The sequence below is a fragment of the Bacillus sp. B4EP4a genome, assembly GCF_006680105.1.
Classification (GTDB): Bacteria; Bacillota; Bacilli; order Bacillales; family DSM-1321; genus Peribacillus; species Peribacillus simplex_E.
This window is the reverse complement of the sequence record NZ_VHIK01000003.1, coordinates 38401-63900: the sequence shown is the minus strand read 5'-3', so window position 1 is coordinate 63900 and position 25500 is coordinate 38401. Positions and strand designations below refer to the sequence as shown.

The following is a 25500-nucleotide window of genomic DNA, read 5'->3' as shown; positions in this document are numbered from 1 at the left end:
TATCGAGGTGATATTATGAGCCTTCGTTCAAATCGTGTTGGCGAACAAATGAAAAAAGAGCTGAGTGAAATTATCGGCCGAAAAATTAAAGATCCAAGAATCGGATTTGTAACAGTCACGGATGTCGCGGTTACAGGCGATTTACAACAGGCAACAGTTTATATTTCCGTTTTGGGTGACCAGGAACAAAGGGAGAAAACCCTTCAAGGTCTAGCTAAGGCGAAAGGATTCATGCGTTCAGAAATTGGGCAGAGAATCCGCCTGCGCAAAACCCCTGAGCTGTTTTTTGAATTTGATGAATCGGTCGATTATGGTAATCGTATCGAGTCGTTGATTTCCCAAATCAATTCAGAGGATAAACCGGCTGAAAAAGACGAGGAATAAGCAAGCAGTAAAAGGAGGCCGACTCAATAAGTGCTTTGCACTTCTTGAAGTCGGTCTCTTTTTTTTGAAAACTGAATATGTAAAAAAGGAAAAACACCTTTCGGAATTGGAATTCATTTTGCTTTATGATAGTAGTTTAGGGTGTTTTATAAATGATGAGGTGAAAGCGTGAACGGTATTCTTCCATTATGGAAACCCAAGGGATTGACATCCCATGATTGTGTTTTTAAATTAAGAAAGATTTTAAAGACAAAAAAGGTTGGGCACACAGGTACTTTAGATCCTGATGTAACAGGGGTTTTGCCTATTTGTATCGGCAGGGCAACTAAGATAGCCGAATATTTGACAGAAGCCGGTAAAGCGTATGAAGGGGAAGTGACCCTTGGTTTTTCAACGACAACTGAAGACGCAAGCGGTGAAAAAGTGGAAGAGAAAAAGATTGATCAAGTGATTCAGCGTAAACGGATTCTTGAAGTGCTGGAATCATTGACTGGAAAAATTGAACAGACGCCGCCGATGTTTTCAGCGGTAAAAGTAAACGGGAAGAAGTTATATGAATATGCCCGTGCAGGGATAGAAGTGGAGAGGCCTACAAGGGAGGTCACCATCTATGAAATAACCCTTCTCGATGATCGTTCTGAATTTAAAGGGGAAACCATTTCTTTTCGTTTTCGCGTCAAATGCAGCAAGGGAACGTATATTCGAACGCTTGCAGTCATGATGGGTGAAGAACTGGGTTTTCCTGCCCATATGTCAGACTTGACACGTATTGAATCAGCAGGTTTTAAGCAGGAGGACTGTTTCACATTTGCTGAAGTGGAAGAGTTCATGGAAAGTGGACAAACGGATGAATTTCTGTTGCCTTTGGAGCGGGGATTATTTCATTTGCCCAAATTTCAGATTAGTGATAAAGTAGCAAAGAAAGTACTTAACGGTGCGGTATTGGAACAAACAAAGGATGTTGATGTTGAAAAAGGGAAGCCTTTTGTGATGGTCGATCCAGCTGATAAGGCCATTGCCATTTATCAAATACATCCGACAAAAGTGGGATTAATTAAACCTGTAAAAGTATTGGCACAAGAATTATAGACCGTTTTACCGCCGGAAAGAGGAGATTGAAAGGTGAAAGTGATCGCAATAGAGCATCCTCATCAATTTAATTCGGATGATTTTCCCGAGCTTGTAATGGCGCTTGGATTTTTTGATGGTATACATAAAGGTCATCAGATTGTTATTCAAACCGCCAAGAAAAAAGCCGATGAAATGAATCTTAAGTCAGCAGTCATGACATTTGACCCGCATCCTTCTGCAGTACTGGGTAGGAAAACGGAAAATATCCGCTATATCACTCCACTTGAAGATAAGGTGGATATCATAGAGTCGATGGAGATCGATTATTTATTCATTGTCCATTTCAGCAAGGAATTTGCTTCCGTACTGCCGGAACGGTTCGTTGACGAATACATTGCCGGGCTGAATGTCCGTCACGTAGTTGCAGGCTTTGATTATTCATACGGTCGCTATGGTCAAGGATCGATGGAAGATTTGCCTGTTTACGCACAGGGAAGGTTTTCGCAGACGGTCGTTGAAAAACAGACACTCGAAGATGAAAAGGTTAGCTCGACGAGAATCAGGGAAACTCTCGGTAATGGCAACTTTTCCGACTTTTATCATTTGGCTGGCCGCCGCTATTTAACGAAAGGTCATGTCGTTCATGGTGAAAAGCGGGGCAGGAAGCTGGGTTTCCCCACCGCTAATATTGAAGTAAGTGACGATTATATCTTCCCTGCTGCAGGCGTATATGCCGTCAGGATCAAAATAAGCGGTAAATGGTATAATGGAGTTTGCAATGTCGGCTACAAACCTACGTTCCACGAAGAAAAACCTAAGTATCCCACTGTAGAGGTTCATGCATTGGAGTTCTCGGGAGATATTTATGGCAACCAGGTATCGGTGGAGTGGCACACAAGACTTCGGAGTGAACAAAAATTTTCCGGACTTGAAGCATTAGTCGCTCAGATCGAAATAGATAAGCAAAATGCAATAGCCTATTTTGCAAAGCTTGAAGCATAAAAGACAAGACTTGCAATTTTAATGAAAAACATGTATTCTATTGTATGTATGAAAATAACCATTGCTTGGCTAGTCGAGACTCCGACGCTGGCTCGGTAATAGGTGATTTTACAGAATTTTAGGAGGAATAATAACATGGCAATTACACAAGTACGCAAAAACGAACTAATCGCTGAGTTCAGAACTCACGATACTGACACTGGATCTCCAGAAGTTCAAATCGCAGTATTAACAGAAGAAATCAACAACTTGAACGGTCACTTACGCACACACAAAAAAGACCACCATTCACGTCGCGGTCTTCTAAAAATGGTAGGTAAACGTCGTAATCTTTTAACTTACCTACGTAACAAAGACGTTACTCGTTACCGTACACTAATTAACAAATTAGGTCTACGTAGATAATTTTTTCAGGAAGGCGGGAAATTTCCCGCTTTTTTGATGTTAATCAAATGATTTGGACGTGTTCTACTTAAGGCTGGGCCTTCGTCCTTGGGACTCGGCAGGAGCCGGGTCCTTTTCCATTTATAAATGATCAGAATATACATAATCAAATGAATGAAATTTTTATTCATTTTACTGTTAATGCTTGTTTTTTTCGTGCATAATAGGAATAGTTTGGTTTTAACTCGAGTTCAGTTACTTTCACATATAAATGATTTAATCCAATACAGGTTTAGGTAAACTAAGCCTCTAAGTGAAGATTCAGAGAGGGGTTTAATAAATGGGACAGGAAAAACATACGTATTCATTTGACTGGGCCGGCCGTAATGTAACGGTAGAGATAGGGCAATTAGCCAAACAAGCGAACGGGGCAGTTTTAGTCCGTTATGGAGAAACTGCTGTATTAAGTACTGCGACAGCTTCAAAGGAACCTAGAAATGTCGACTTCTTCCCTTTGACAGTGAACTATGAAGAAAGACTTTATGCAGTCGGTAAAATTCCGGGAGGCTTCATCAAACGTGAAGGACGACCAAGTGAAAGGGCAATTCTTGCAAGCCGTTTAATCGATCGTCCTATCCGTCCGCTTTTCGCAGATGGCTTCAGGAACGATGTTCAGATCATCAGCATGGTCATGAGTGTCGATCAAGATTGTTCTACGGAAATGGCAGCCATGCTAGGTTCTTCCCTTGCACTTTCAGTTTCCGATATTCCGTTCGAAGGTCCAATTGCTGGAGTTGTAGTGGGGAGAATCAATAATGAATTCATTATTAACCCTACTGTTGACCAACTAGCCAAAAGTGACATCAATCTGACGGTTGCCGGCACTAAAGATGCTATCAACATGGTTGAAGCCGGAGCAAATGAAGTACCAGAGGAAACCATGCTTGAGGCAATCATGTTTGGACATGATGAAATCAAGAAGATCATTGCATTCCAAGAGAAAATCGTTGCTGAAATCGGTAAGGAAAAAATGCAGGTCACTTTATATCAAGTGGATGCTGAACTGGAAGCAGAAGTGAAGGGCCTATGTGAAGCAGACTTGAACAAAGCTGTACAAGTTCAGGAAAAACATGCTCGTGAAGACGCCATCAAAGCAGTAAAAGATCGTGTGTTGGTTCATTATGAAGAAGAAACTGATGAAGAAAAATTAAAGCAAATCAAAGAAATCCTGAATAAATTGGTCAAATCCGAAGTCCGCCGTTTAATCACGGAAGAAAAAGTGCGTCCGGATGGCCGTAATCCTGACGAAATCAGACCATTATCATCAGAAGTTACCATTCTGCCTCGTACTCATGGTTCCGGATTGTTCACACGCGGACAAACCCAAGCGCTATCCATCTGTACATTAGGTGCACTTGGTGATGTGCAGATTCTGGACGGACTTGGTACCGAAGAGTCAAAACGTTTTATGCACCACTATAATTTCCCGCATTTCAGTGTTGGTGAAACTGGCCCTATCCGTGGGGCAGGACGCCGTGAAATCGGTCATGGTGCACTTGGTGAAAGAGCATTGGATCCTGTCATTCCAAACGATAAAGACTTCCCATATACAATCAGACTTGTTTCTGAAGTCCTTGAATCAAACGGTTCAACATCACAAGCAAGTATCTGTGCAAGCACTTTGGCAATGATGGATGCCGGTGTTCCATTGAAAGCTCCAGTTGCTGGTATTGCTATGGGTCTTGTCAAAACAGGTGAGCACTATACAATCTTAACGGATATTCAAGGTATGGAAGATCATCTGGGAGACATGGACTTTAAAGTCGCAGGGACTTCAAAAGGTGTTACTGCCCTACAAATGGATATTAAGATTGAAGGTCTTTCAAGAGAGATTCTTGAAGAAGCTTTACTACAAGCCAAACATGGCCGGATGCATATTTTGGAATCAATGATGTCAACAATCAATCAACCGCGTGAACAGTTATCCAAATATGCTCCAAAAATCGTTACATTGTCCATAAATCCGGATAAGATTCGTGATGTAATTGGACCGAGCGGAAAACATATCAACAAAATCATTGAAGAAACTGGCGTGAAAATCGACATCGAACAGGATGGAACGGTATTCATTTCTTCTACTGATGAACCAATGATTCAAAAAGCGAAGAAAATCATTGAGGATATCGTACGTGAAGTCGTAGTTGGCGAACTATACTTAGGTAAAGTTAAACGTATCGAAAAGTTCGGTGCCTTCGTTGAAATCTTCAATGGTAAAGACGGTTTGGTACATATTTCTGAACTGGCTGAAGAAAGGGTCGGAAAAGTGGAAGATGTCGTTTCACTTGGCGATGAATTATTGGTCAAAGTTACTGAGATCGATAAGCAAGGAAGGGTAAACCTTTCCCGTAAAGCGGTCTTGAAAGAGCAAAAAGAGGCAGCCAACCCTTCTCAATCGTAATTGAAAATGAAAATCCGGCATGCGATTCCTTGTGAATCTGCATGCTTTTTTTGTTTGAAAGTATTGGAATATCCATATTGCGAATGGCGTTATAAGCAGGTCATGTTCTACCTTGTCCGTTTTCTTCATACATTTTGGTATGAAGGGGGCGTAAAAAATGAATAATAAATGGAAGCAGATAGTTGCGATAAGTGCCATTGCAGGTATATCATGGTTATTAGTGCAAAATCCATATACACAAGTTTATTTGACCCAATTAACCAATGATTCAGTTGCTTCAATGAAGCAAGAAGACGAGCTTCTTTTACAAATAAAAGAATCAACAAAAAAATATGAGATTGCACCACAGGATGCACGAATAGATTCTGTTTGGAAAACCGTTCCTGCATATAACGGCCTGAAGGTAAATATTGATGAATCGTATAAAGCCATGAAGAAGGAGGGCGTGTTCGATAAGGATAAGCTGGTATTTCAGCAGGTCCCTGCAAAGATTCATATGGAGGATCTGGATCCGGCTCCGATTTACCGGGCCCACCCCGAAAAGCCAGTTGTTTCATTTTTAATCAATGTGGCCTGGGGAAATGAGTACTTACAAGATATGTTGGCCGTGTTAAAAAAGAATAATGTCAAGGCCACTTTTTTCCTCGAAGGGAATTGGACCAAGAAAAATCCTGATTTGGCCAAGATGATTAAGGGCGGCGGGCATGAAATTGGAAATCATTCTTATTCACATCCCGATATGAAAAACATATCCGCACAAGCTACACGTGAGGAAATTCGGAAAACGAATGAAGTCATTGAAGCGGTGACAGGTTTGAAAATGAAATGGTTCGCACCACCAAGTGGAAGCTACCGGGATGAAACGGTGAAAATCGCGGATTCTTTCGGTATGGAGACCGCCATGTGGAGTGTGGATACGATCGACTGGCAAAAGCCAAGCCCTGAAGTCCTTCAACAAAGAGTGCTTTCTAAGATACACCCTGGAGCATTTATATTGATGCATCCGACGGAATCTACTGCAAAATCATTGGAGACGTTAATAATTGAAATAAAAAAGAAAGATTTAGATGTTGTTACCGTTTCGGAAGCAGTAGATGAAGAGCGATCGAATCCATAAAACATTGGTAACGATAGCAGCATAGAATGATTGGGAGGAATGTTAGTTGATTAAGAAATATACGTGTCAAAATGGAGTTAGAATTGTATTGGAAAATATTCCAACTGTCCGCTCAGCAGCAATTGGAGTATGGATCAAAACAGGTTCAAGAAATGAAACACCAGAATTGAATGGGGTTTCACATTTCCTGGAACATATGTTCTTCAAAGGGACAACCACGAGAAATGCGCGTGAAATTGCCGAGTCGTTCGATAGTATTGGCGGACAGGTGAATGCATTCACTTCAAAAGAATATACATGCTACTATGCTAAAGTAATGGATAACCATGCAAGCTATGCGCTGGAAATCCTTGCTGATATGTTCTTCAACTCAACATTTGATGGGGAAGAATTGAAAAAAGAAAAAAATGTCGTCTACGAAGAAATCAAAATGTACGAAGACACACCCGATGACATTGTCCATGACCTCTTAAGCAAGGCGGTATATGAAAACCACCCCCTTGGCTATCCTATACTTGGGACGGAAAATACGCTTGAAACCTTCAATAGTGATACATTAAAAAAATACGTCCATGACATGTATACACCCGATAAAGTAGTAGTGTCCATTGCTGGGAATGTGGATGAAAAATTGATTCAGGAAGTCGAAAACTATTTTGGCTCGTATCAAGGATCGGAAGACCGTCTTGAATTGGTCAAACCTTCCTTCCATGAAAATAGGATCACCCGTAAAAAAGATACGGAACAAGCCCACTTATGCCTTGGTTACAAGGGGTTGGAAATCGGCAATGATAAAACATACAGCCTGATTACCTTAAATAATATTCTTGGAGGGAGCATGAGTAGCCGCCTATTCCAGGACGTCAGGGAGCAACGCGGCCTTGCCTATTCCGTTTATTCCTATCATTCCAGCTATCAAGATAGCGGTATGGTGACAGTATATGGGGGGACAGGCACAAACCAGCTTGACAGCCTGTATGAAACCATTCAGGAAACATTGGATACTTTAAAAAGGGATGGCATTACGGAAAAAGAATTACGGAATAGTAAAGAACAACTTAAAGGAAGTTTGATGCTCAGCCTTGAAAGCACGAATAGCCGCATGAGCCGGAACGGAAAAAATGAGCTAATGTTGGGTGAGCACCGTTCCCTTGATGATATAATCATCAAGATTGACGAAGTGACAGAGGATACCGTCAATGAATTGGCAAATCAGATCTTTACGAAACATTCCTTGTCATTAGTGAGCCCGCTGGAAAACTGGGACAAATAATAACGACTAAGTCTGAACCTTCCTTTTATTAAAGGGAGGTCAGGCTTTTTTTCTTTGAATGTGGGAAGGTCCAGTGTTTTGGACAATATTTGGATAAATGCCTTCTAAGTTTACCTTTTTCGGATATAGATTGAATAGAAGGCGAAAAAGGGGGAACCAAATTTGAGGTTAAGCGAACTGAGCGGTAAGGAAATAGTCGATGTGAATAGGGCGGAAAGATTAGGGATCCTTGGTCAGACGGATTTGGAAATAGATGAAACTGGACAAATTACCTCGTTAATCATCCCATCTGTTAAATGGTTCGGCCTTTTAAGGAATGGCAGTGAAATAAGAGTGCCATGGGATCACATAAAAAAAATCGGTGCGGATATGGTCATCATTGATTTTCAAGAAGGACTTTCACTAAAAGACGGAGAGCAAATGGACGGATAATGCGCTCGCGCCTACTCCTTGGAATTTCTCGAAATCCCGAAAACGCCTTAGCTGGCAATAGCTAAGGCGTTTTTTGATTTCTTATCACCGTTTTTTAACTAAAAACATAAGATGGCAGGGTAACTAGAGAATGTAGCAAATACCGAATTGCTTCCTGAAGGGATTGTATCACGGGGCAAGGAATGTTTAGGATCTTTTATATAAAGAAGGTGACGGTTTTAATGCTCACAGGCATGCAAATCGCTGTAATTGGTGGAGATGCGCGTCAGCTTGAAGTTGTCCGTAAACTGACGGAGCTTGATGCAAAGCTATTATTGGTAGGTTTTGAACAGCTTGACCATGCTTTTACCGGAGCGGTTAAGGAAAAAATGGAAGATATAAATTTCAAGGAACTAGACTCAGTTATTTTACCTGTCAGGGGCACGGATTCAGATGGGAAAGTAGAAACGATTTTTTCCAGTGAAGAGGTTGTTTTAACTGAAGAAATGATAAAAAAGACCCCGGCACATTGCACTTTTTATGCAGGAATCAGTAACGATTACCTCGATGAGATATTCAAGAGAGTGGATCGCAAACTCGTACTATTGTTCGAACGTGATGATGTGGCTATTTATAATTCGATTCCCACTGTTGAGGGTGCAATCATGATGGCCATTCAACATACGGATTTTACGATCCATGGATCGAATGTAGCCGTTCTTGGACTGGGAAGGGTCGGTATGAGTGTAGCCCGGTCATTCCATGCACTGGGAGCAAAAGTGAAGGTGGGGGCAAGAAAAAGCGAGGATATTGCGAGGATCAGTGAAATGGCATTAGCTCCTTTTCATTTAAATGATCTTGCTGCTGAAATGAAAAATGTGGATATATGTATCAATACGATTCCTTTTCCGATAATTACCGCACAAGTTATAGCTAAAATGCCCGTTCATACATTAATCATCGACCTTGCTTCAAAACCGGGAGGAACGGATTTTCGTTACGCTGAAAAAAGGGGAATTAAGGCGCTGTTGGCACCAAGCCTGCCGGGTATAGTTGCCCCGAAAACAGCTGGTCAGATATTAGCGAATGCACTGGGACTATTGATACAAGGCGAGTTCACGAAAAGGAAGGGGAAAATGATATGAGTCTCAAAGGTAAACGGATTGGTTTCGGATTAACAGGATCACATTGCACATATGATGAAGTGTTCCCGGAAATAGAAAAACTTGTAGATGAAGGGGCGGAAGTCATTCCAATCGTAACATCGACAGTTCAAAACACGGAAACCCGTTTTGGAAAGGGTGAGGATTGGGTCGAAAGAATAGAAAAATTGACGGGGAATCATGTCGTTGATACAATCGTCAAAGCAGAGCCTTTAGGACCTAAATTGCCACTTGATTGCATGGTGATCGCTCCTTTAACGGGTAACTCAATGAGTAAGATGGCAAATGCTCTTACCGATTCGCCAGTACTTATGGCTGCAAAAGCGACGATGAGAAATCACCGTCCAGTCGTGGTCGCGATATCAACAAATGATGCACTGGGGTTAAATGGTGTCAATCTAATGAGGCTGATGGCTGCAAAAGATATATATTTCGTTCCATATGGCCAGGATAATCCCACAGGCAAACCAAGTTCCATGGTTGCAAGGATGAGCATGATAAGGGATACGATCATAGCTGCATTGGAAAGGGAACAGATTCAACCTGTCATCGTCGAAAGGTTCAAGGATGATTTAGTCTGAGCAAGTATTTCTGCCTCCCTTCCGCATTCTAACGACTGACATATATGCATAAATTTGTAGGTTGAAGTTATGAAAAACCACTCCACTACCAGAATATTTTGTTAAAGTGCGACCCTTTGGAATGTTAATGTGATAAAATAAATGATATTCTGAACAAGAAGCAGTAAATCCAATAAATAACTAATTTAAGAGATAGAAAAGGAGTATGGATAAATGACTGAGACACAGGGATTGCGTATTGCAGTTGTGGGAGCAACTGGAGCAGTAGGACAACAAATGATTTCAACACTCGAACAAAGGGACTTACCGATTAAGAAAATCATCTTTTTATCATCGGCTCGTTCCGCTGGAATCAAACTTACATTTAAGGGCGAAGAAATCGAAGTGCAGGAAGCAAAACCTGAAAGCTTTGAAGGCATCGATATCGCTTTATTCAGTGCTGGAGGAAGCGTGTCTAAGGAATTGGCTCCAGAAGCAGTGAAACGCGGTGCGATAGTAGTGGATAATACGAGTGCATTCCGCATGGATGAAAATGTGCCGCTAGTCGTTCCTGAAGTAAATGAAGAAGACTTGAAACAGCATAATGGGATCATTGCAAACCCGAATTGTTCAACTATCCAAATGGTTGTGGCATTAGAACCTATCCGCAAGACATACGGCTTATCAAAAATTGTCGTTTCCACCTATCAGGCAGTCTCGGGTGCAGGTGCAGCAGCGATAAATGAATTAAAGGAACAGGCTCGCGACTTGCTTGATGAAAAAGAAATAGATCCGAAGATTTTACCGGTAAAAGGGGACGAAAAGCATTATCAAATCGCATTTAACGTCATTCCCCAAATCGATAAATTCCAAGATAACGGGTACACATTCGAAGAGATGAAAATGATTAATGAAACAAAGAAAATCATGCATATGCAAGACCTTCCAGTGGCTGCAACTTGCGTGAGGCTTCCTGTTGTAACAGGTCATTCGGAATCTGTATACATTGAAGTTGAAAAAGAAGGCATAGCGGCTTCTCAAATCAAAGATTTAATGAAAACGGCACCTGGAATAGTGTTAGAAGATGAACCTGAGCAACAAGTTTACCCTACGCCTGCTTCATCCGTCGGAAAGAATGAGGTATTCGTCGGTCGGATTCGCAAAGATTTGGATGAAGATAAAGGCTTCCATTTATGGGTGGTTTCCGATAATCTATTAAAAGGAGCAGCTTGGAATTCCGTTCAAATTGCTGAGAGCCTTTTAAAATTAGGTTTGGTTACCGTTAAGTAATAATTTATTTTTAATGAACTAGATAGAAAATTAAATTCCAATAGGATAGAGAGTTTTTGTCAGCTTCCCGGATTGGGAAGCTGGCTTATATTTGGGGTGCATATTATGAAAATTATCGTCCAGAAGTACGGTGGTACATCCGTTCGCGATGAGGAAAGCCGTTCATTTGCCAAGGGGCATATTGAAAATGCGATTAAAGAAGGCTATAAAGTGGTGGTTGTGGTTTCAGCAATGGGAAGAAAAGGCGATCCTTATGCAACGGATACCTTACTTTCCCTAGTAAATGGAGCGAAGGCCAGCCTTTCAAAAAGGGAACAGGATTTACTTATGTCAGTTGGAGAAACGATATCATCTGTCGTATTTACGAACATGCTCTTGGAACATGGTATTGATGCGGTCGCTTATACTGGAGCTCAAGCGGGATTCTTGACGAATACCGACTATTCAAGTGCGAAAATTACCGAAATGAAATGCGACCGTCTCATGAAAGAACTTGAGGTGAAGGATGTAATCGTTGTAGCAGGCTTCCAGGGAGCGGCTAAAAACGGGGACATCACGACCATCGGCCGTGGTGGAAGTGATACTTCAGCCGCTGCATTAGGTGCGGCATTGCAAGCTGAACGGGTCGATATTTTTACGGATGTGGAAGGAATCATGACGGCAGATCCACGTATTGCCGATCAAGCTCGTCCATTATCAATCGTTTCATACACGGAAGTTTGCAATATGGCATATCAAGGGGCGAAGGTCATTCATCCGAGAGCTGTTGAAATTGCGATGCAGGCGAAAGTCCCGATTCGGATAAGGTCAACATACAGCGAAGGTTTGGGTACCCTTGTTACAAGCATGAACAAGGGAAGCCAGGGCAGTGACATACGTGAAAGGCTCGTGACCGGGATTGCCCATGTACCAAAGATCACTCAAATCAAGGTCCGTGCGAAAAAAGATCAATATAATCTTCAGGCAGAAGTTTTCAAAGCAATGGCCAATGCCTCTATTTCAGTGGACTTTATAAATATATATCCAAGCGGCGTAGTGTATACCGTTTCGGAAGAGATGACAGAACTTGCCCTCTCGATTTTGGCCGAGCTTGGTCATGAACCGGTCATTGAAAGAAATTGTGCCAAGGTTTCTGTAGTCGGTGCAGGTATAAATGGAGTGCCAGGCGTTGCAGCGAAGATTGTCACAGCGCTTTCCGAAAAGGAAATTGCCATTCTCCAGTCAGCGGATAGCCATACGACAATTTGGGTACTCGTAAAAGAGGAAGATTTAATAGAAGCTGTTAATTCCCTGCACTATGCATTTCAATTGCATGAAAGGGAAGTCCAATGATCTGGTTTTTTAATGAATAAAGGTTTTAAAAATTAAAGAGGTGTTAGATGATGATATTTGGTAGAGTATCAACCGCAATGGTCACCCCTTTCGATGGCAAGGGAAATGTCGATTTTCAAAAGACGACTTCATTGGTTAATTACTTATTAACGAATGGAACCGATTCGCTTGTGCTTTCGGGAACGACAGGGGAATCCCCGACTTTATCTTCGGAGGAGAAAATTGCGTTATTGCGTCATGTTTCTAAGGTTGTTGAAAAACGTGTGCCCATCATTATGGGTACAGGAAGCAACAATACGTATGCTTCCATCGAGTTGACAAAAAAAGCGGAACAAAATGGCGCCGATGCGATAATGCTGGTGGCCCCGTATTATAGTAAAACGAATCAAGAAGGTCTGTACCAGCATTTTAAGGCTATTGCAGCTAGTACGACTCTCCCTGTTATGGTATATAATATTCCTGGGCGCGCATCGATTAACATTGAACCGGAAACGATCATCCGCCTTTCAAAAATTCCTAATATCGTGGCCGTTAAGGAAGCGAGCGGGGATTTAAACGCTATGACCCAAATCATAGCCGGCACGGATGAAGATTTTGCGTTATATAGTGGGGACGACGCTTTAACACTTCCAGTATTGGCGATAGGTGGTGTGGGTGTAGTTTCGGTTGCTTCACATATTGCTGGTAATGAGTTGCAGAAAATAGTGGAGGCCTTCATCAGTGGGAATTTGAAAGAGGCAGCCAGGCTGCATCAGGAACTGTTACCGCTTATAAAAGGTTTGTTTGCAGCGCCAAGCCCTGCACCTGTCAAAACAGCGCTTCAGTTAAATGGAATTGACGTTGGCTCGGTGAGACTTCCAATCGTGCCATTGACTGAACAGGAGCGCCTTGCATTAACCAAGGTATTAAATAAATAAAAAGACACGGAACAAGCTGATCGTTGAAGATTGGCTTGTTTTTACATAATGATTTATATGAATGGGATATCCTTTCCGATTTCGGGATGAAAATATTTGAATGTTTTATTATCAATCGAAACTGGATAAAAGTACAAAGGATCTCTTACATAATAGGTTGTTTTCTTGAATTAAATGAAAAAGTCCCTCTGAAAATGGTAAGTGTTGTCATGTTTTTTAAACATCGGTTATAATGAATTCATTGGGAAATTATGAACGGGAATTTTTAAGGAGGATATTCGATTGGGTAAAGATAAAAATAATGGAATAAAAGTCATTTCTCTTGGAGGACAAGGGGAACTTGGTAAAAATATGTACGTCATTGAGGTGAACGAGGACATCTATCTTCTTGATGCAGGGTTAATGCTGCCAGAAGACGAAATGCTCGGAATCGATGCGGTTATCCCTGATATTTCTTATTTGATGGATAATAAGGAACGGGTGCAGGGGATATTCATTACCCATGGTCATGAAGACCATATGGGAGCGCTTGCTTATGTCTTGAAATATTTACCGGCACCTGTTTATGGAACAAAGCTTACACTAGCTTTAATCAAAACGAAATTAAAGGAAGATGGCTTTAACGGCAGGGCAACATTCACTGAAATCGATTCTGATTCTCTTTTAAGTTTCCCTCAAGCAGCCGTGTCTTTTTTCCGGACAAACCATAGTATTCCCGATTCTGTCGGAGTCGTGATCCACACTCGTGAAGGTGCAATCGTTTATACAGGGGATTTCAAATTCGATCAAGCAGCAACAGATCTATATAAACCGGAAATCGGTAAAATGGCTGGTATCGGTGAAGAAGGTGTCCTATGCTTGCTTTCGGATAGTACCGGTGCCGAGAGGCCAGGTTATACGACATCAGAAGCAGTTGTGGCCAAAGATATTACAGAGGTTTTTCATGCAGCCTCCGGAAGGATCATCGTAGCGTGCTTCGCTTCGAACATCAACCGGATTCAACATGTTTTCAATGCAGCGGCAGCTAGTCGCAGAAAAGTGGCAGTTGTAGGAAAAAGCCTGCAACGCGTTTATGAAACAGCCTTGAACCTTGGTTACTTAAAGGTCGAAGAAGAGCTGATAATCCCGATTAATGAAATTAGCCAGTATGACGACCGTGAAATCGTCGTGTTATCGACAGGTCATCAGGGGGAGCCCATTGCGGCACTTCAAAAAATGGCAAAACAGACCCACAAGCAGGTAACGATCAAAAAGGGAGACACAGTTTTGATCAGTGCATCACCCCTACAGGGCGGCGAACTTATTTTATCCAAAACCGTCGATTTGCTTTACAGGGTAGGTGCTGAAGTGGTATCTGCAAATAAATATAAAGTGCACGTAACAGGGCATGGCAGCCAGGAAGAACTTAAAATGATGATCAATTTGATGAATCCTAAATTCTTGATCCCTGTACATGGGGAATACCGCCATTTATATGCCCATCAAAAAGTTGGGGTTGCTGCGGGAATTAAACGTGAAAACATCATAATTGCCGAAAAAGGTGATGTCATCGAACTAAAGGGCAATAAAATGGGTCTTTCCGGCAAAGTCTCTGCAGGAAATATCTTGATAGATGGCAGCGGTGTTGGAGATGTGGGTAATATCGTTCTTCGTGATCGGCGCTTGTTATCCCAGGATGGCATTTTGATTGTAGTGGTCACGTTGAACCGTCAGGATAAAAGCATTGCAGCAGGACCTGAAATCATTTCAAGGGGCTTCGTATATGTTCGCGAATCTGAGAAAATGATTGGGGAAGCAACTGAAATAGTAAGTGAAATCGTAAAGAAAAATGGGTCGCGCCAACCTTTTGATTGGTCCACGCTGAAGCAGGAAATGCGTGATGCGTTAAACCAATTCTTCTATGAAAAAACGAAACGCCGCCCAATGATTTTACCAATAATCATGGAATATTAAGTAAGGAACCCCTGGCTTAAACAGTCAGGGGTTCTTTTTTCTGTGTCAAACCTCTTATATCTTGAAGAATGAAGTCCGAGACTCGAGACATAATAAAGCTATAGGCTTAAGAGAAAGGGGTTGGCATAGTGGATAATGCACCATTACCAAATGAAAATGAAGGCAAGCAGGAAGGTAAGAATTCAACTTTAATCGAAAAGATTCAGCAGCTGGGGGCTACTAATGTTCCGCAACTATCTCAGGACTCAAAAATCCATTGTTTGACGATCATTGGACAAATTGAAGGACATATGCAGCTGCCGCCTCAAAATAAAACGACCAAATATGAACATGTTATTCCGCAAATTGTGGCAATTGAACAAAATCCCAATATAGAGGGGCTGCTTGTCATTTTAAATACAGTCGGAGGAGATGTCGAAGCAGGACTAGCCATCGCAGAAATGCTGGCTTCCCTTTCAAAGCCATCCGTCTCGATTGTACTTGGGGGAGGTCACTCGATCGGTGTGCCGATTGCGGTTTCGTGTGACCATAGCTATATAGCAGAAACAGCAACGATGACGATTCATCCCATTCGTTTGACAGGGCTAGTCATTGGCGTGCCTCAAACCTTTGAATACTTAGATAAAATGCAGGAAAGAGTCATTAAATTTGTTACGCGGCACTCCAACGTTTCGGAAGAAAGTTTTAAGGATTTAATGTTTGCTAAAGGAAATTTAACCCGTGATATCGGCACGAATGTAATCGGGGCCGAGGCAGTTGAAATCGGTATGATCGATGATGTAGGAGGAGTAGGCCAGGCCATGAGAAAACTAAATAGCTTCATGGAAGAAAGAAGGCCAAAAATTGCCGGGGAAGAGGAGGGGCTTCTGCAATGACGCTTTACACGATCGTTCCTGAAGAAATAATTTTCCCTCATCACCATGAGAAGACGGCAAATTTAATAGAAATGATCTATAATGGTGTACATGTAATGGTTGAACATGACGGTGGCCGCACGTTTCGCATTGATCGAATTGTAAGCACGGATCCTGAAGATTATATGAATGTACACATTCAGCCGGGGGCTGTCATAAATGTGTTCGAACAGATGAATCATTAGTAAAAACGACTAACTGAGGTAAATTATGATATACTGGAATGAAAATCAGCAGCCGCTTGGCTGCTTTATTCATTATATGGGCAAAATGTTCGTCTTAATAATAAATGGTATATATAACAAGGACAGGTACATATATATTTGGTATAATCAGTGAGCGAACATTTGTTTCGAGAAGGGAAATCATGTAGTGATGTTGAATAGGAAAGTTAGAATAGTTTCATGAAGAATCAGGTGATATTATGGCAAAGAAGAAACGCAGAAAAAAGAATAGTACAGAGAAGTTAAAACTAACGCTTAAATATGAATTGATCGGCCTCACTTTAATAGGTTTGGCCATCATTGCCATTGCCAAGCTTGGAGCAGTGGGAAACGGGACGGTCTTTTTAATCCGCTTCTTCATGGGGGAATGGTATATCCTCTTATTGTTGGGAGCAATTGCAGCTGGCTTCTATTTGATGATAAAGAGGGAGGTCCCTTACCTGTTAAAACGGCAATTCGTCGGGATGTATTTTCTTGTCGCGAGCATGCTCCTGCTAAGCCATGTGACATTGTTTAACATGCTTGCAGATGGAGGACCGTTTACGAAGCCAAGCGTCATTTCGAATACATGGGAACTATTCTGGATGGAAGTGACCGGCAAGGCCAGCACAAAGGACCTTGGGGGCGGTATGATTGGAGCGATATTATTTGCAGCCTCATACTTTTTATTCGACGAAGCTGGATCGAAAATCGTTTCATTCCTTTTTATCATTGTAGGTGCCGTCCTATTGACCGGGAAAACGTTAGGTGAAACCCTCGGGAAGTTTTTCAAGGGTCTTGGCGGCTTTTTCAAAAAGCAATGGTCCGCATTCATAGATGATATGAAAACGTGGAATGACGACAAAAAAGAAAAGAAAAAGAATCCCGTGAAAAAGAAGAAACGGGAAAAAGATCCGGTGGAGGAAACGGATCAGCCCCTTCATCAAGAAGAGGAAACACAGCAAATGGCGACCGAACGGATCATTTCCAGCTTTGCTGATAAAGCCTATAGCGACGAAAACGAAATAATTCCCGTAGTTACGGAACCTGCAGCTGAAAGTGCAGAGGAACAGGATGACGCCGTTCCGCCTATGAATTTTACGGAAGTGGAAAATAAAGAATATCTTTTACCGCCTCTTTCTTTGTTATTGCAACCCAAAAAAACGGACCAAAGCGGAGAGTACCAATTGATCCATGAAAATGCGGCAAAACTTGAGCGCACCTTTCATAGCTTTGGAGTGAAAGCGAGGGTCACTCAAGTTCATTTAGGCCCAGCCGTAACCAAATATGAAGTCCATCCGGATGTAGGGGTGAAGGTCAGTAAAATTGTCAGCCTATCCGATGACTTGGCCCTTGCACTTGCCGCAAAGGATATTAGGATCGAAGCCCCGATTCCCGGAAAATCGGCTATCGGAATAGAAGTGCCTAACTCCGAAGTGGCAATGGTGTCATTAAGGGAAGTTTTAGAGGCCAAAGAAGTTGACAAGCCTGACGCAAAACTGCAAATAGGCTTAGGGCGGAATATTTCTGGTGAAGCGGTTAAGGCGGAGCTTAATAAAATGCCGCATTTACTAGTGGCTGGTGCTACCGGCAGCGGAAAATCCGTTTGTATCAACGGGATTATCACGAGTATTCTGATGCGGGCAAAACCGCATGAAGTGAAAATGATGATGATCGATCCAAAAATGGTGGAGTTGAATGTCTATAATGGAATTCCCCACTTACTCGCACCTGTAGTGACGAATCCAAAGAAAGCTGCACAGGCTTTGCAAAAAGTGGTCAGTGAAATGGAAAGGCGCTACGAGCTATTTTCTCATTCCGGTACCCGTAATATTGAAGGCTACAATGATTATATTAATCGGTATAACATTGAAGAAGATGCCAAACAACCGCTCTTGCCTTATATCGTAGTCATTGTCGATGAGCTGGCAGATTTGATGATGGTCGCCTCAAATGATGTAGAGGATGCCATCACACGGCTTGCACAAATGGCACGTGCCGCGGGCATCCACTTGATAATTGCCACTCAGCGGCCATCCGTAGATGTAATTACAGGGGTTATTAAAGCGAACATCCCATCTCGGATTGCTTTTAGTGTCTCATCAATGACCGATTCAAGAACGATCCTCGACATGGGCGGAGCCGAAAAACTGTTAGGACGGGGTGACATGCTCTTCCTGCCTGCAGGAGCTTCAAAACCGGTTCGCGTTCAAGGGGCCTTTTTATCCGACAATGAAGTCGAGGAAGTTGTCACATATGTCATTTCACAGCAAAAAGCACAATATAACGAAGAGATGATACCGGATGAAATTGCAGAAACTTCAAATGGTGAAGTCGAAGATAGTTTATACGGGGATGCGGTGTCCTTGATCGTAGAAATGCAGACTGCATCTGTTTCCATGCTGCAGCGCCGTTTCCGGATTGGCTATACCCGGGCAGCAAGATTGATTGATGAAATGGAAGCGAGGGGAATTGTCGGTCCATATGAAGGCAGTAAACCACGAAATGTATTGGTTACTAAAGATGAACAGGATGAAGCGCATTCATCATAGTTGAAAAAAACCGGGCTGCAGCCCGGTTTTTTAATTATTCATCGCCTCTTCTAAATGTTTAAGGCAGAAGTCGGTAATCATCGCTTCTTCATCTTCTTCTAAATCGAATTCGAGTGCGCCTTCGTTCCCTTTTTCAAAAATATCATATTTAATCAATTTGCCTATTTGTTCTTCCAATGCAAAAAGCACCCGGATATATAAACCATTTTCTGAAAAGAGCTCATCCTCTTCAGGCACTTCAATATCCAAGAACAACTCGTAACGTTCCCCGGACAAAATACCAAATGGATCATTCAATTTTTCAATCGTGTATTCTGTAATCTTTAACATCTTGTGTACATCCCTTCAAAGAAGATAAATCCTATTATACAGGAAAACATCATCTTGAACAGAGTTGCAATCATTTTGCATTTTCAAAATAAATTTATCTGATTTAGGAGAATAATCGTACAAATTCCTCGGCTGTATCTAGATTGAAAGACACATGGAAGGGTAATTTCTCCTAAATTCTTTTAAAGTAAATAGTAAAACACTATTTATTTATATCAAAAAAAATGTTATATTATTTTCGATTAGTAGGAATGATTCAACATCAGAGGTCTGATGTCTTAAGAAATTAGCTGGGGGAAACTGTATGTCAATAAAATCAGATAGTCGACATTTATATTTGCAGGTCATTGATTACCTGAAGCAGGATATTGAAGCAGGAGTCTATCAGGAAAATGAAAAATTCCCTTCAGAATTCGATCTTGCAAAAAAATTGGGAGTGAGTAGGGCGACACTTCGAGAAGCGCTGCGAATTTTAGAAGAAGAAAACATCATCATTCGCCGCCATGGAGTTGGGACTTTCGTCAATCCAAAACCTCGGTTCACTTCAGGTATCGAGCAATTAAAAAGTGTCACGAACATGATTGAAGAGGCAGGAATGAAGCCGGGTACGATTTTCTTAAGCTCGACGGCCCAAGAACCTACAGAAGAGGATATACGCAGGTTTTCTTGTTCAACAGATGAACGCATCGTCATCATCGAGCGAGTAAGGACAGCGAATGGGGAGCCAGTTGTCTACTGTATTGACAAAATTCCTGAATCTATACTATCAGAAAATTTTGACCGTAATGATGAGTCTCTTTTTGATATTTTGGAAAGAGATGCGCATCGGAAAATTACGCATGCCGTAGCGGAGATTGAGCCTATTGGATATCATGAGAAAGTTTCTCCTATCCTTAATTGCTCTCCAGAAGCCGCACTACTCGTTCTAAAGCAGATGCATCTGGATGATTGGGACCAGCCTATTCTGTATTCTGTTAACTACTTTAAAGCCAATATGTTCAGCTTTCATGTTCTTCGTAAACGTGTGTAGGCTTTGACTCTGCATACGGGTGAATGCAAGCGTTTGTTTTGATTCCGTAAAAGTCAAATCAAACGTATGCAAAAAAAATTAACGAGAAGTGAAAACGCAAACATAAATGACTTTTCAGAACATTCCTGCTCAAAAAACTATGTAAATTAGGGGGATAAAAATTGAAAAAGCGCAAATTAGGTCTAGCTCTTTCACTTGTTCTTGCAGCCGGTACGCTACTAGGGGCATGTGGTAATTCAGAGAATGATGATAAAGAATCTTCAAATGGGAAAAACAAAGATAATTTCACGGTTGCGATGGTAACTGATACTGGCGGCGTGGATGACGAGTCGTTCAACCAATCCGCTTGGAAAGGCATTCAGGAATTCGGTAAGGATAATGGTCTGGAAAAAGGTAAAGATGGCTATAACTACCTGCAATCTAAATCTGATGCCGATTACGCTAAAAACCTGAATACGCTTGTACGTGAAGATTACCAACTAATCTATGGTATCGGTTTTCTTTTAGCCGAAGCTGTTGGTGAAGTGGCTGACCAACGTCCGGATTCAAACTTTGCTATCGTGGATACTGTTGTTGATAAAAAGAACGTAGCCAGCATTAATTTTAAAGAGCAGCAAGGTTCATTCCTTGTAGGTGTAATTGCCGGATTGCAAACGAAAACAAACAAGGTCGGTTTTATCGGCGGAGTTGAATCTGAATTAATCAAGAAATTCGAAGTTGGCTTTAAGGCTGGGGTTTTATCTGTAAATCCGGATGCAAAAGTTGAAGTTAAATATGCCGGAGATTTCAATAAAGCTGATATCGGTAAATCCACTGCAGGCTCCATGTATTCTTCTGGTATCGATATCATTTATCATGCTGCTGGCGGAACTGGAAAAGGTGTATTCACTGAAGCTGTAGAGCAAAAGCAAAAAGATCCAAAGAGAGAAATCTATGTAATCGGTGTAGATAGCGACCAAGCTAAATTAGGGGCAGTTCCGGGAACTGACGACAATATCACACTGACTTCCATGCTTAAACGTGTTGACGTAGCAGTTAAAGACCTTTCCGAGAAAGCGAAAGAAGGAAAATTCCCAGGCGGAAAAGTAATTGAGTACGGTATCGAAGAAAATGGTGTAGGCATTTCCGATACAAAAGATAACGTAACAGAAGAATCTTTAAAAGCGGTCGATGAGTGGACAGAAAAAATTAAATCAGGTGAATTCGTAGTTCCGGGTACGGATGAAGAATTCGAAAAACTTGGTTTATAAGCTGTAATGCCAGAAAGAATAGGGAGCAGAATTGCCCTCTATTCTTTCTTTTCCTAAAAAATGCGCTTGGCACTGTAAAATATCGAATGAAAAACTATGATAGATTCGTAGTTTTTCATTTGGTTTTTTTCAAAAAAATCAATAAGGTAAGATATCAATTTATTAATTAAGAATATTTACACTCATTTTAGGAGTTGATAATACGTGGAATATGTAATTGAGATGCTCAATATCCGTAAGGAATTCCCAGGCATCGTCGCAAATGATAACGTTACCCTTCAGGTTAAAAAAGGGGAGATTCACGCATTATTAGGTGAGAATGGCGCGGGAAAATCCACATTGATGAATGTTTTATTCGGCTTATACCAGCCAGAGCAGGGAGAAATTCGTGTGAATGGTGAGCCAGTCAAGATTACCAGTCCAAACATTGCCAATGATTTAGGGATTGGAATGGTCCATCAGCATTTTATGCTCGTTGACCCTTTTACTGTAACAGAAAATATCATATTAGGAAAAGAGCCATCAAAGGCTGGTAAGATCGATTTAAAAGAAGCGAGTGAGGAAGTTAGGAAACTATCAGAACAATATCAGCTTCGTGTCGACCCCAATGCAAAGATAGCCGATATTTCAATAGGAATGCAGCAACGTGTTGAAATCCTAAAGACACTCTACCGTGGTGCGGAGATATTAATTTTTGATGAACCAACCGCTGTTCTGACTCCTCAAGAAATCAAGGAACTGATTTTTATAATGAAAGCTCTTATCAAAGAGGGGAAATCTATCATTTTAATTACACACAAACTTAAAGAGATCATGGAGGTTTGTGACCGGGTAACGGTTATACGCAAAGGGCAAGGAATCGGAACAGTGAATGTCAGCGAAACGAACCCTAACGAATTGGCCAGCTTAATGGTCGGTAGGGAAGTTTTATTTAAGACGGAAAAAACGGCAGCTGCTCCTTCTGATGTCGTTCTCGAGGTTCGGGAACTGGAAGTCAAGGATCCCCGTGGCGTTTCAGCTGTTCGGAACTTGGATTTAACTGTCCGTGCAGGAGAAATTGTCGGAATCGCTGGTGTAGATGGGAATGGTCAATCTGAATTAATTGAAGCATTGGCTGGTCTAAGGAAGACAACAGTAGGTTCCATAAAGTTAAATGGAAAAGAAATCAGTAATCTGAAGCCGCGTAAAATCACGGAAGCGGGCGTTGGTCATATTCCAGAAGACAGGCATAAGCATGGTTTGGTTCTTGATTACAGCATTGGGGAAAATATTGTCTTACAAACCTACTATCAACAGCCTTTCTCAAAAGCTGGTATCTTGAACTCAAAGAAAATATTTGAAAAAGCCCGTTCATTGATCAAAAGTTACGATGTTCGTACTCCGAGTGAATATACCCCGGCAAGGGCGCTTTCTGGCGGCAATCAGCAAAAGGCAATCATCGGTCGTGAAGTTGATAGGAACCCGGATTTATTGATTGCCGCACAGCCAACACGCGGGCTTGATGTCGGAGCGATCGAGTTTATCCATAAACGTCTAATTGAACAGCGTGATGCAGGAAAAGCGGTACTTCTCATTTCATTTGAATTGGAAGAAATCATGAATGTAAGCGATAGAATTGCCGTTATATACGAAGGGGAAATCGTCGCAATTGTCGATCCGAAAGAAACGACTGAACAGGAGCTTGGCCTTCTTATGGCCGGCAGTAAACGGACGGAAGCAGGTGGAAAACAAAATGTCTAAGTATTTATCTAAATTAACGAGTCCGTTAATAGCAGTTATCCTCGGCTTGGTCGTTGGGGCCATAATCATGTTGGTAAGCGGCTATGACCCAGTTGCCGGCTATGGCTCCATGGTTAATGGAATTATTGGGGATTCTTATTATGTAGGGGAATCCGTCAGGACAATCATCCCTTATATCCTTGCTGGTTTGGCAGTGGCTTTTGCTTTTCGTACGGGCCTATTCAATATAGGTGTGGAAGGGCAATTAATAGTTGGCTGGCTGGCGGCGGTTTGGGTCGGAATCGCTTTTGAGCTTCCAAGGATCATCCATTTGCCGTTGGCGATCTTAGCTGGTGCAGCTGCGGGCGCCTTGTGGGCATTCATCCCTGGATATTTAAAAGCGAAGTTCCGTGTACATGAAGTAATCGTTTCTATCATGTTGAATTATACAGCTTTATATGTAACGAATTATTTAATTCGGAATGTACTGACTGACAAGCTGGATAAAACAGAAAGAATTGCAGATACAGCATCACTGCGTTCTCCTTTTTTTGAAAGCATTACGGATTTTTCCCGGATGCATTGGGGAATAGTCGTAGCAATTATATGCGTAATCATCATGTGGTTCATTCTTGAAAGAACAAAAACGGGCTTTGAACTGAAAGCGGTAGGTTTCAATCAGCACGCGTCCGAATATGCAGGGATGAGTGTAAATAAGAACATCATCCTTTCCATGGTTATTTCTGGTGCTTTTGCAGGGCTTGCGGGTGCGATGGAAGGTCTTGGAACTTTCGGTTATGCAGCGGTCAAAGGCGGGTTCACAGGTATGGGCTTTGACGGGATTGCAGTAGCCTTACTAGGGGCGAATACAGCTATTGGGGTTGTTCTGGCCGCCTTATTATTTGGGGGACTGAAAGCAGGTGCCTTAAATATGCCACTAGAAACCGGCATACCAAGTGAAATTGTAGATATTGTCATAGCATTGATTATTTTCTTTGTCGCATCCAGTTATTTTATTCGTTGGATTGCCGCTCGATTTAAGAAAGGGGTGAAATAAGTGGATTTTTACCAAGTACTGCAAATAATTATTCCATCCATGATTGCTCTAGCTGCTCCACTTATTTTTACTTCACTCGGAGGGGTGTTTTCTGAACGGGCAGGTGTCATAAACATCGGTTTAGAAGGATTGATGGTCATTGGTGCCTTTACAGGGATCGTTTTTAACTTAATGTTTGCTGATGTCTTTGGCGAATGGACTCCGTGGCTTGCCGTCTTAGCGGCAATGATTGCCGGATTACTGTTTTCCATTCTACACGCTGTGGCATGCATTACGTTCAGGGCAGACCAAACGGTTAGTGGGGTCGCCATCAACTTGTTGGCAGTAGGTCTGACCATGTTTTTGGTGAAGCTGATTTTTGACAAAGGTCAAACTGATAGGATCACAGAAACATTCCCAAGGATTGATGTTCCTTTACTAAGTGATATTCCATTTATAGGACCTATCTTTTTCGCAAATGGGTATTATATCGTCTATATAGCGATCCTAATATCGTTTGTAGTTTGGTATGTACTTTATAAAACGCCATTTGGATTAAGGATCCGTGCAGTGGGGGAGCATCCGATGGCTGCTGACACGATGGGTGTCAATGTTACGAAAATCCGTTATGCCGCCGTTTTATTATCAGGTGCTTTTGGCGGTATCGGCGGAGCGATTTATGCTACCATCTTTTCGAATGAATTCAATCATGCGACAATCAATGGTCAAGGGTTCATGGCCATTGCCGCTATGATTTTTGGTAAATGGCACCCAATCGGGGCAATGGGTGCAGCACTATTCTTTGGTTTGGCTCAAAGTTTAAGCATCGTTGGCTCGAGCCTTCCTTTCTTCAAGGATATTCCATCTGTTTACCTCTTGATCGCTCCTTATGTTCTGACGATCATTGCACTAACTGGTTTCATTGGACGTGCAGATGCTCCAAAAGCATCTGGACAGCCTTACATCAAAGGGAAAAGATAAGTAATTTGACCGGTCAGCAAATTGTGCTGACCGGTTTTTCCTTATGTGAAATCTTAAGATTGGGGCCGCAATTGATGGAGTCATTGTGAAAACCCAAAAAAAGTAGCTGTAACTTGCATGATTTTTCCTTTCACATGTATATTTTAAGTAGATGTTTAAAAGGGTTCCGA

23 protein-coding genes are annotated in these 25500 nt (G+C 41.8%); 22 read left to right on the top strand and 1 reads right to left on the bottom strand.

The window, feature by feature from the left end; translation table 11 throughout:
* The first annotated feature begins 15 nt into the window (after positions 1-15).
* The 17 genes from rbfA to FNK51_RS00675 all read left to right on the top strand — a co-directional run bounded on the left by rbfA (position 16) and on the right by FNK51_RS00675 (position 18984).
* Complete coding sequence (gene rbfA, locus FNK51_RS00755; RefSeq protein ID WP_034313607.1) at positions 16-384, top strand: 30S ribosome-binding factor RbfA; 369 nt, start codon at positions 16-18, stop codon at positions 382-384.
* A gap of 168 nt (positions 385-552) precedes the next feature.
* On the top strand, positions 553-1473 hold the full coding sequence (gene truB, locus FNK51_RS00750) for a tRNA pseudouridine(55) synthase TruB (protein ID WP_141992150.1): 921 nt from the start codon (positions 553-555) through the stop codon (positions 1471-1473).
* Between the two features lie 33 nt (positions 1474-1506).
* On the top strand, positions 1507-2457 hold the full coding sequence (gene ribF / locus FNK51_RS00745) for a bifunctional riboflavin kinase/FAD synthetase (RefSeq protein ID WP_141992149.1): 951 nt from the start codon (positions 1507-1509) through the stop codon (positions 2455-2457).
* A gap of 135 nt (positions 2458-2592) precedes the next feature.
* Positions 2593-2862 (top strand): 30S ribosomal protein S15, encoded by a 270-nt coding sequence (gene rpsO / locus FNK51_RS00740; RefSeq protein ID WP_053345367.1) that lies wholly within the window; start codon positions 2593-2595, stop codon positions 2860-2862.
* Between the two features lie 319 nt (positions 2863-3181).
* Positions 3182-5299 (top strand): polyribonucleotide nucleotidyltransferase, encoded by a 2118-nt coding sequence (gene pnp, locus FNK51_RS00735; protein WP_141992148.1) that lies wholly within the window; start codon positions 3182-3184, stop codon positions 5297-5299.
* A 157-nt stretch (positions 5300-5456) separates the two neighbouring features.
* Positions 5457-6416, top strand: a complete 960-nt coding sequence (locus FNK51_RS00730) for a polysaccharide deacetylase family protein (protein ID WP_076366451.1) — start codon at positions 5457-5459, stop codon at positions 6414-6416.
* 46 nt (positions 6417-6462) lie between these two features.
* Positions 6463-7689, top strand: a complete 1227-nt coding sequence (locus FNK51_RS00725; RefSeq protein ID WP_098370985.1) for a M16 family metallopeptidase — start codon at positions 6463-6465, stop codon at positions 7687-7689.
* A 162-nt stretch (positions 7690-7851) separates the two neighbouring features.
* Complete coding sequence (locus tag FNK51_RS00720; protein ID WP_076366447.1) at positions 7852-8121, top strand: YlmC/YmxH family sporulation protein; 270 nt, start codon at positions 7852-7854, stop codon at positions 8119-8121.
* A 221-nt stretch (positions 8122-8342) separates the two neighbouring features.
* Positions 8343-9245, top strand: a complete 903-nt coding sequence (gene dpaA, locus FNK51_RS00715) for a dipicolinic acid synthetase subunit A (protein ID WP_098370984.1) — start codon at positions 8343-8345, stop codon at positions 9243-9245.
* Positions 9242-9844 (top strand): dipicolinate synthase subunit B, encoded by a 603-nt coding sequence (locus tag FNK51_RS00710; protein ID WP_098370983.1) that lies wholly within the window; start codon positions 9242-9244, stop codon positions 9842-9844. The genes dpaA and FNK51_RS00710 overlap by 4 nt, the downstream gene beginning before the upstream one ends.
* 213 nt (positions 9845-10057) lie before the next feature.
* Positions 10058-11113 (top strand): aspartate-semialdehyde dehydrogenase, encoded by a 1056-nt coding sequence (asd, locus tag FNK51_RS00705; protein ID WP_141992147.1) that lies wholly within the window; start codon positions 10058-10060, stop codon positions 11111-11113.
* Positions 11114-11218: 105 nt separating this feature from the next.
* Positions 11219-12445, top strand: a complete 1227-nt coding sequence (gene dapG / locus FNK51_RS00700) for an aspartate kinase (RefSeq protein ID WP_098370981.1) — start codon at positions 11219-11221, stop codon at positions 12443-12445.
* Between the two features lie 47 nt (positions 12446-12492).
* Complete coding sequence (gene dapA / locus FNK51_RS00695) at positions 12493-13362, top strand: 4-hydroxy-tetrahydrodipicolinate synthase (protein ID WP_098370980.1); 870 nt, start codon at positions 12493-12495, stop codon at positions 13360-13362.
* 282 nt (positions 13363-13644) lie between these two features.
* A complete protein-coding gene (locus FNK51_RS00690) occupies positions 13645-15315 on the top strand; it encodes a ribonuclease J (protein WP_141992146.1) in 1671 nt (556 codons plus the stop codon).
* Positions 15316-15506: 191 nt separating this feature from the next.
* Positions 15507-16190, top strand: coding sequence for a ClpP family protease (locus FNK51_RS00685; protein ID WP_483295539.1), 684 nt, complete (start codon positions 15507-15509; stop codon positions 16188-16190).
* Positions 16187-16414: a YlzJ-like family protein gene (locus FNK51_RS00680; RefSeq protein ID WP_098370978.1), complete on the top strand. Its 228-nt coding sequence runs from the start codon at positions 16187-16189 to the stop codon at positions 16412-16414. The genes FNK51_RS00685 and FNK51_RS00680 overlap by 4 nt, the downstream gene beginning before the upstream one ends.
* Before the next feature lie 239 nt (positions 16415-16653).
* Entirely contained in the window at positions 16654-18984 is a 2331-nt protein-coding gene (locus FNK51_RS00675) for a DNA translocase FtsK (RefSeq protein WP_098370977.1), read from the top strand.
* Between the two features lie 30 nt (positions 18985-19014).
* Here FNK51_RS00675 and FNK51_RS00670 read toward each other — a convergent pair whose 3' ends face one another.
* Positions 19015-19314, bottom strand: a complete 300-nt coding sequence (locus FNK51_RS00670; RefSeq protein WP_098370976.1) for a DUF6509 family protein — start codon at positions 19312-19314, stop codon at positions 19015-19017.
* Positions 19315-19618: 304 nt separating this feature from the next.
* On the opposite strand from FNK51_RS00670, the gene FNK51_RS00665 reads away from it, so the two are divergent.
* The 5 genes from FNK51_RS00665 to FNK51_RS00645 all read left to right on the top strand — a co-directional run bounded on the left by FNK51_RS00665 (position 19619) and on the right by FNK51_RS00645 (position 25330).
* Positions 19619-20344, top strand: coding sequence for a GntR family transcriptional regulator (locus FNK51_RS00665; protein WP_098370975.1), 726 nt, complete (start codon positions 19619-19621; stop codon positions 20342-20344).
* A gap of 161 nt (positions 20345-20505) precedes the next feature.
* Entirely contained in the window at positions 20506-21594 is a 1089-nt protein-coding gene (locus FNK51_RS00660; RefSeq protein WP_098370974.1) for a BMP family lipoprotein, read from the top strand.
* A 204-nt stretch (positions 21595-21798) separates the two neighbouring features.
* Positions 21799-23334 carry an ABC transporter ATP-binding protein gene (locus FNK51_RS00655; protein WP_141992145.1) on the top strand — a complete coding sequence of 512 codons (1536 nt, stop codon included), beginning with the start codon at positions 21799-21801 and terminating at the stop codon, positions 23332-23334.
* Positions 23327-24370 carry an ABC transporter permease gene (locus tag FNK51_RS00650; protein WP_098370972.1) on the top strand — a complete coding sequence of 348 codons (1044 nt, stop codon included), beginning with the start codon at positions 23327-23329 and terminating at the stop codon, positions 24368-24370. Before FNK51_RS00655 ends, FNK51_RS00650 begins: the two co-directional genes overlap by 8 nt.
* Positions 24371-25330, top strand: a complete 960-nt coding sequence (locus tag FNK51_RS00645) for an ABC transporter permease (protein ID WP_094246576.1) — start codon at positions 24371-24373, stop codon at positions 25328-25330.
* Positions 25331-25500: the final 170 nt, after the last annotated feature.

Coding starts and splice junctions, on each gene's coding strand:
- dapG (WP_098370981.1), top strand. CDS start 11,219: ATGAAAATTATCGTCCAGAAGTACGGTGGTACATCCGTTCGCGATGAG.
- dpaA (WP_098370984.1), top strand. CDS start 8,343: ATGCTCACAGGCATGCAAATCGCTGTAATTGGTGGAGATGCGCGTCAG.
- pnp (WP_141992148.1), top strand. CDS start 3,182: ATGGGACAGGAAAAACATACGTATTCATTTGACTGGGCCGGCCGTAAT.
- FNK51_RS00650 (WP_098370972.1), top strand. CDS start 23,327: ATGTCTAAGTATTTATCTAAATTAACGAGTCCGTTAATAGCAGTTATC.
- rpsO (WP_053345367.1), top strand. CDS start 2,593: ATGGCAATTACACAAGTACGCAAAAACGAACTAATCGCTGAGTTCAGA.
- asd (WP_141992147.1), top strand. CDS start 10,058: ATGACTGAGACACAGGGATTGCGTATTGCAGTTGTGGGAGCAACTGGA.
- FNK51_RS00675 (WP_098370977.1), top strand. CDS start 16,654: ATGGCAAAGAAGAAACGCAGAAAAAAGAATAGTACAGAGAAGTTAAAA.
- FNK51_RS00680 (WP_098370978.1), top strand. CDS start 16,187: ATGACGCTTTACACGATCGTTCCTGAAGAAATAATTTTCCCTCATCAC.
- FNK51_RS00710 (WP_098370983.1), top strand. CDS start 9,242: ATGAGTCTCAAAGGTAAACGGATTGGTTTCGGATTAACAGGATCACAT.
- FNK51_RS00730 (WP_076366451.1), top strand. CDS start 5,457: ATGAATAATAAATGGAAGCAGATAGTTGCGATAAGTGCCATTGCAGGT.
- FNK51_RS00665 (WP_098370975.1), top strand. CDS start 19,619: ATGTCAATAAAATCAGATAGTCGACATTTATATTTGCAGGTCATTGAT.
- rbfA (WP_034313607.1), top strand. CDS start 16: ATGAGCCTTCGTTCAAATCGTGTTGGCGAACAAATGAAAAAAGAGCTG.
- dapA (WP_098370980.1), top strand. CDS start 12,493: ATGATGATATTTGGTAGAGTATCAACCGCAATGGTCACCCCTTTCGAT.
- FNK51_RS00670 (WP_098370976.1), bottom strand. CDS start 19,314: ATGTTAAAGATTACAGAATACACGATTGAAAAATTGAATGATCCATTT.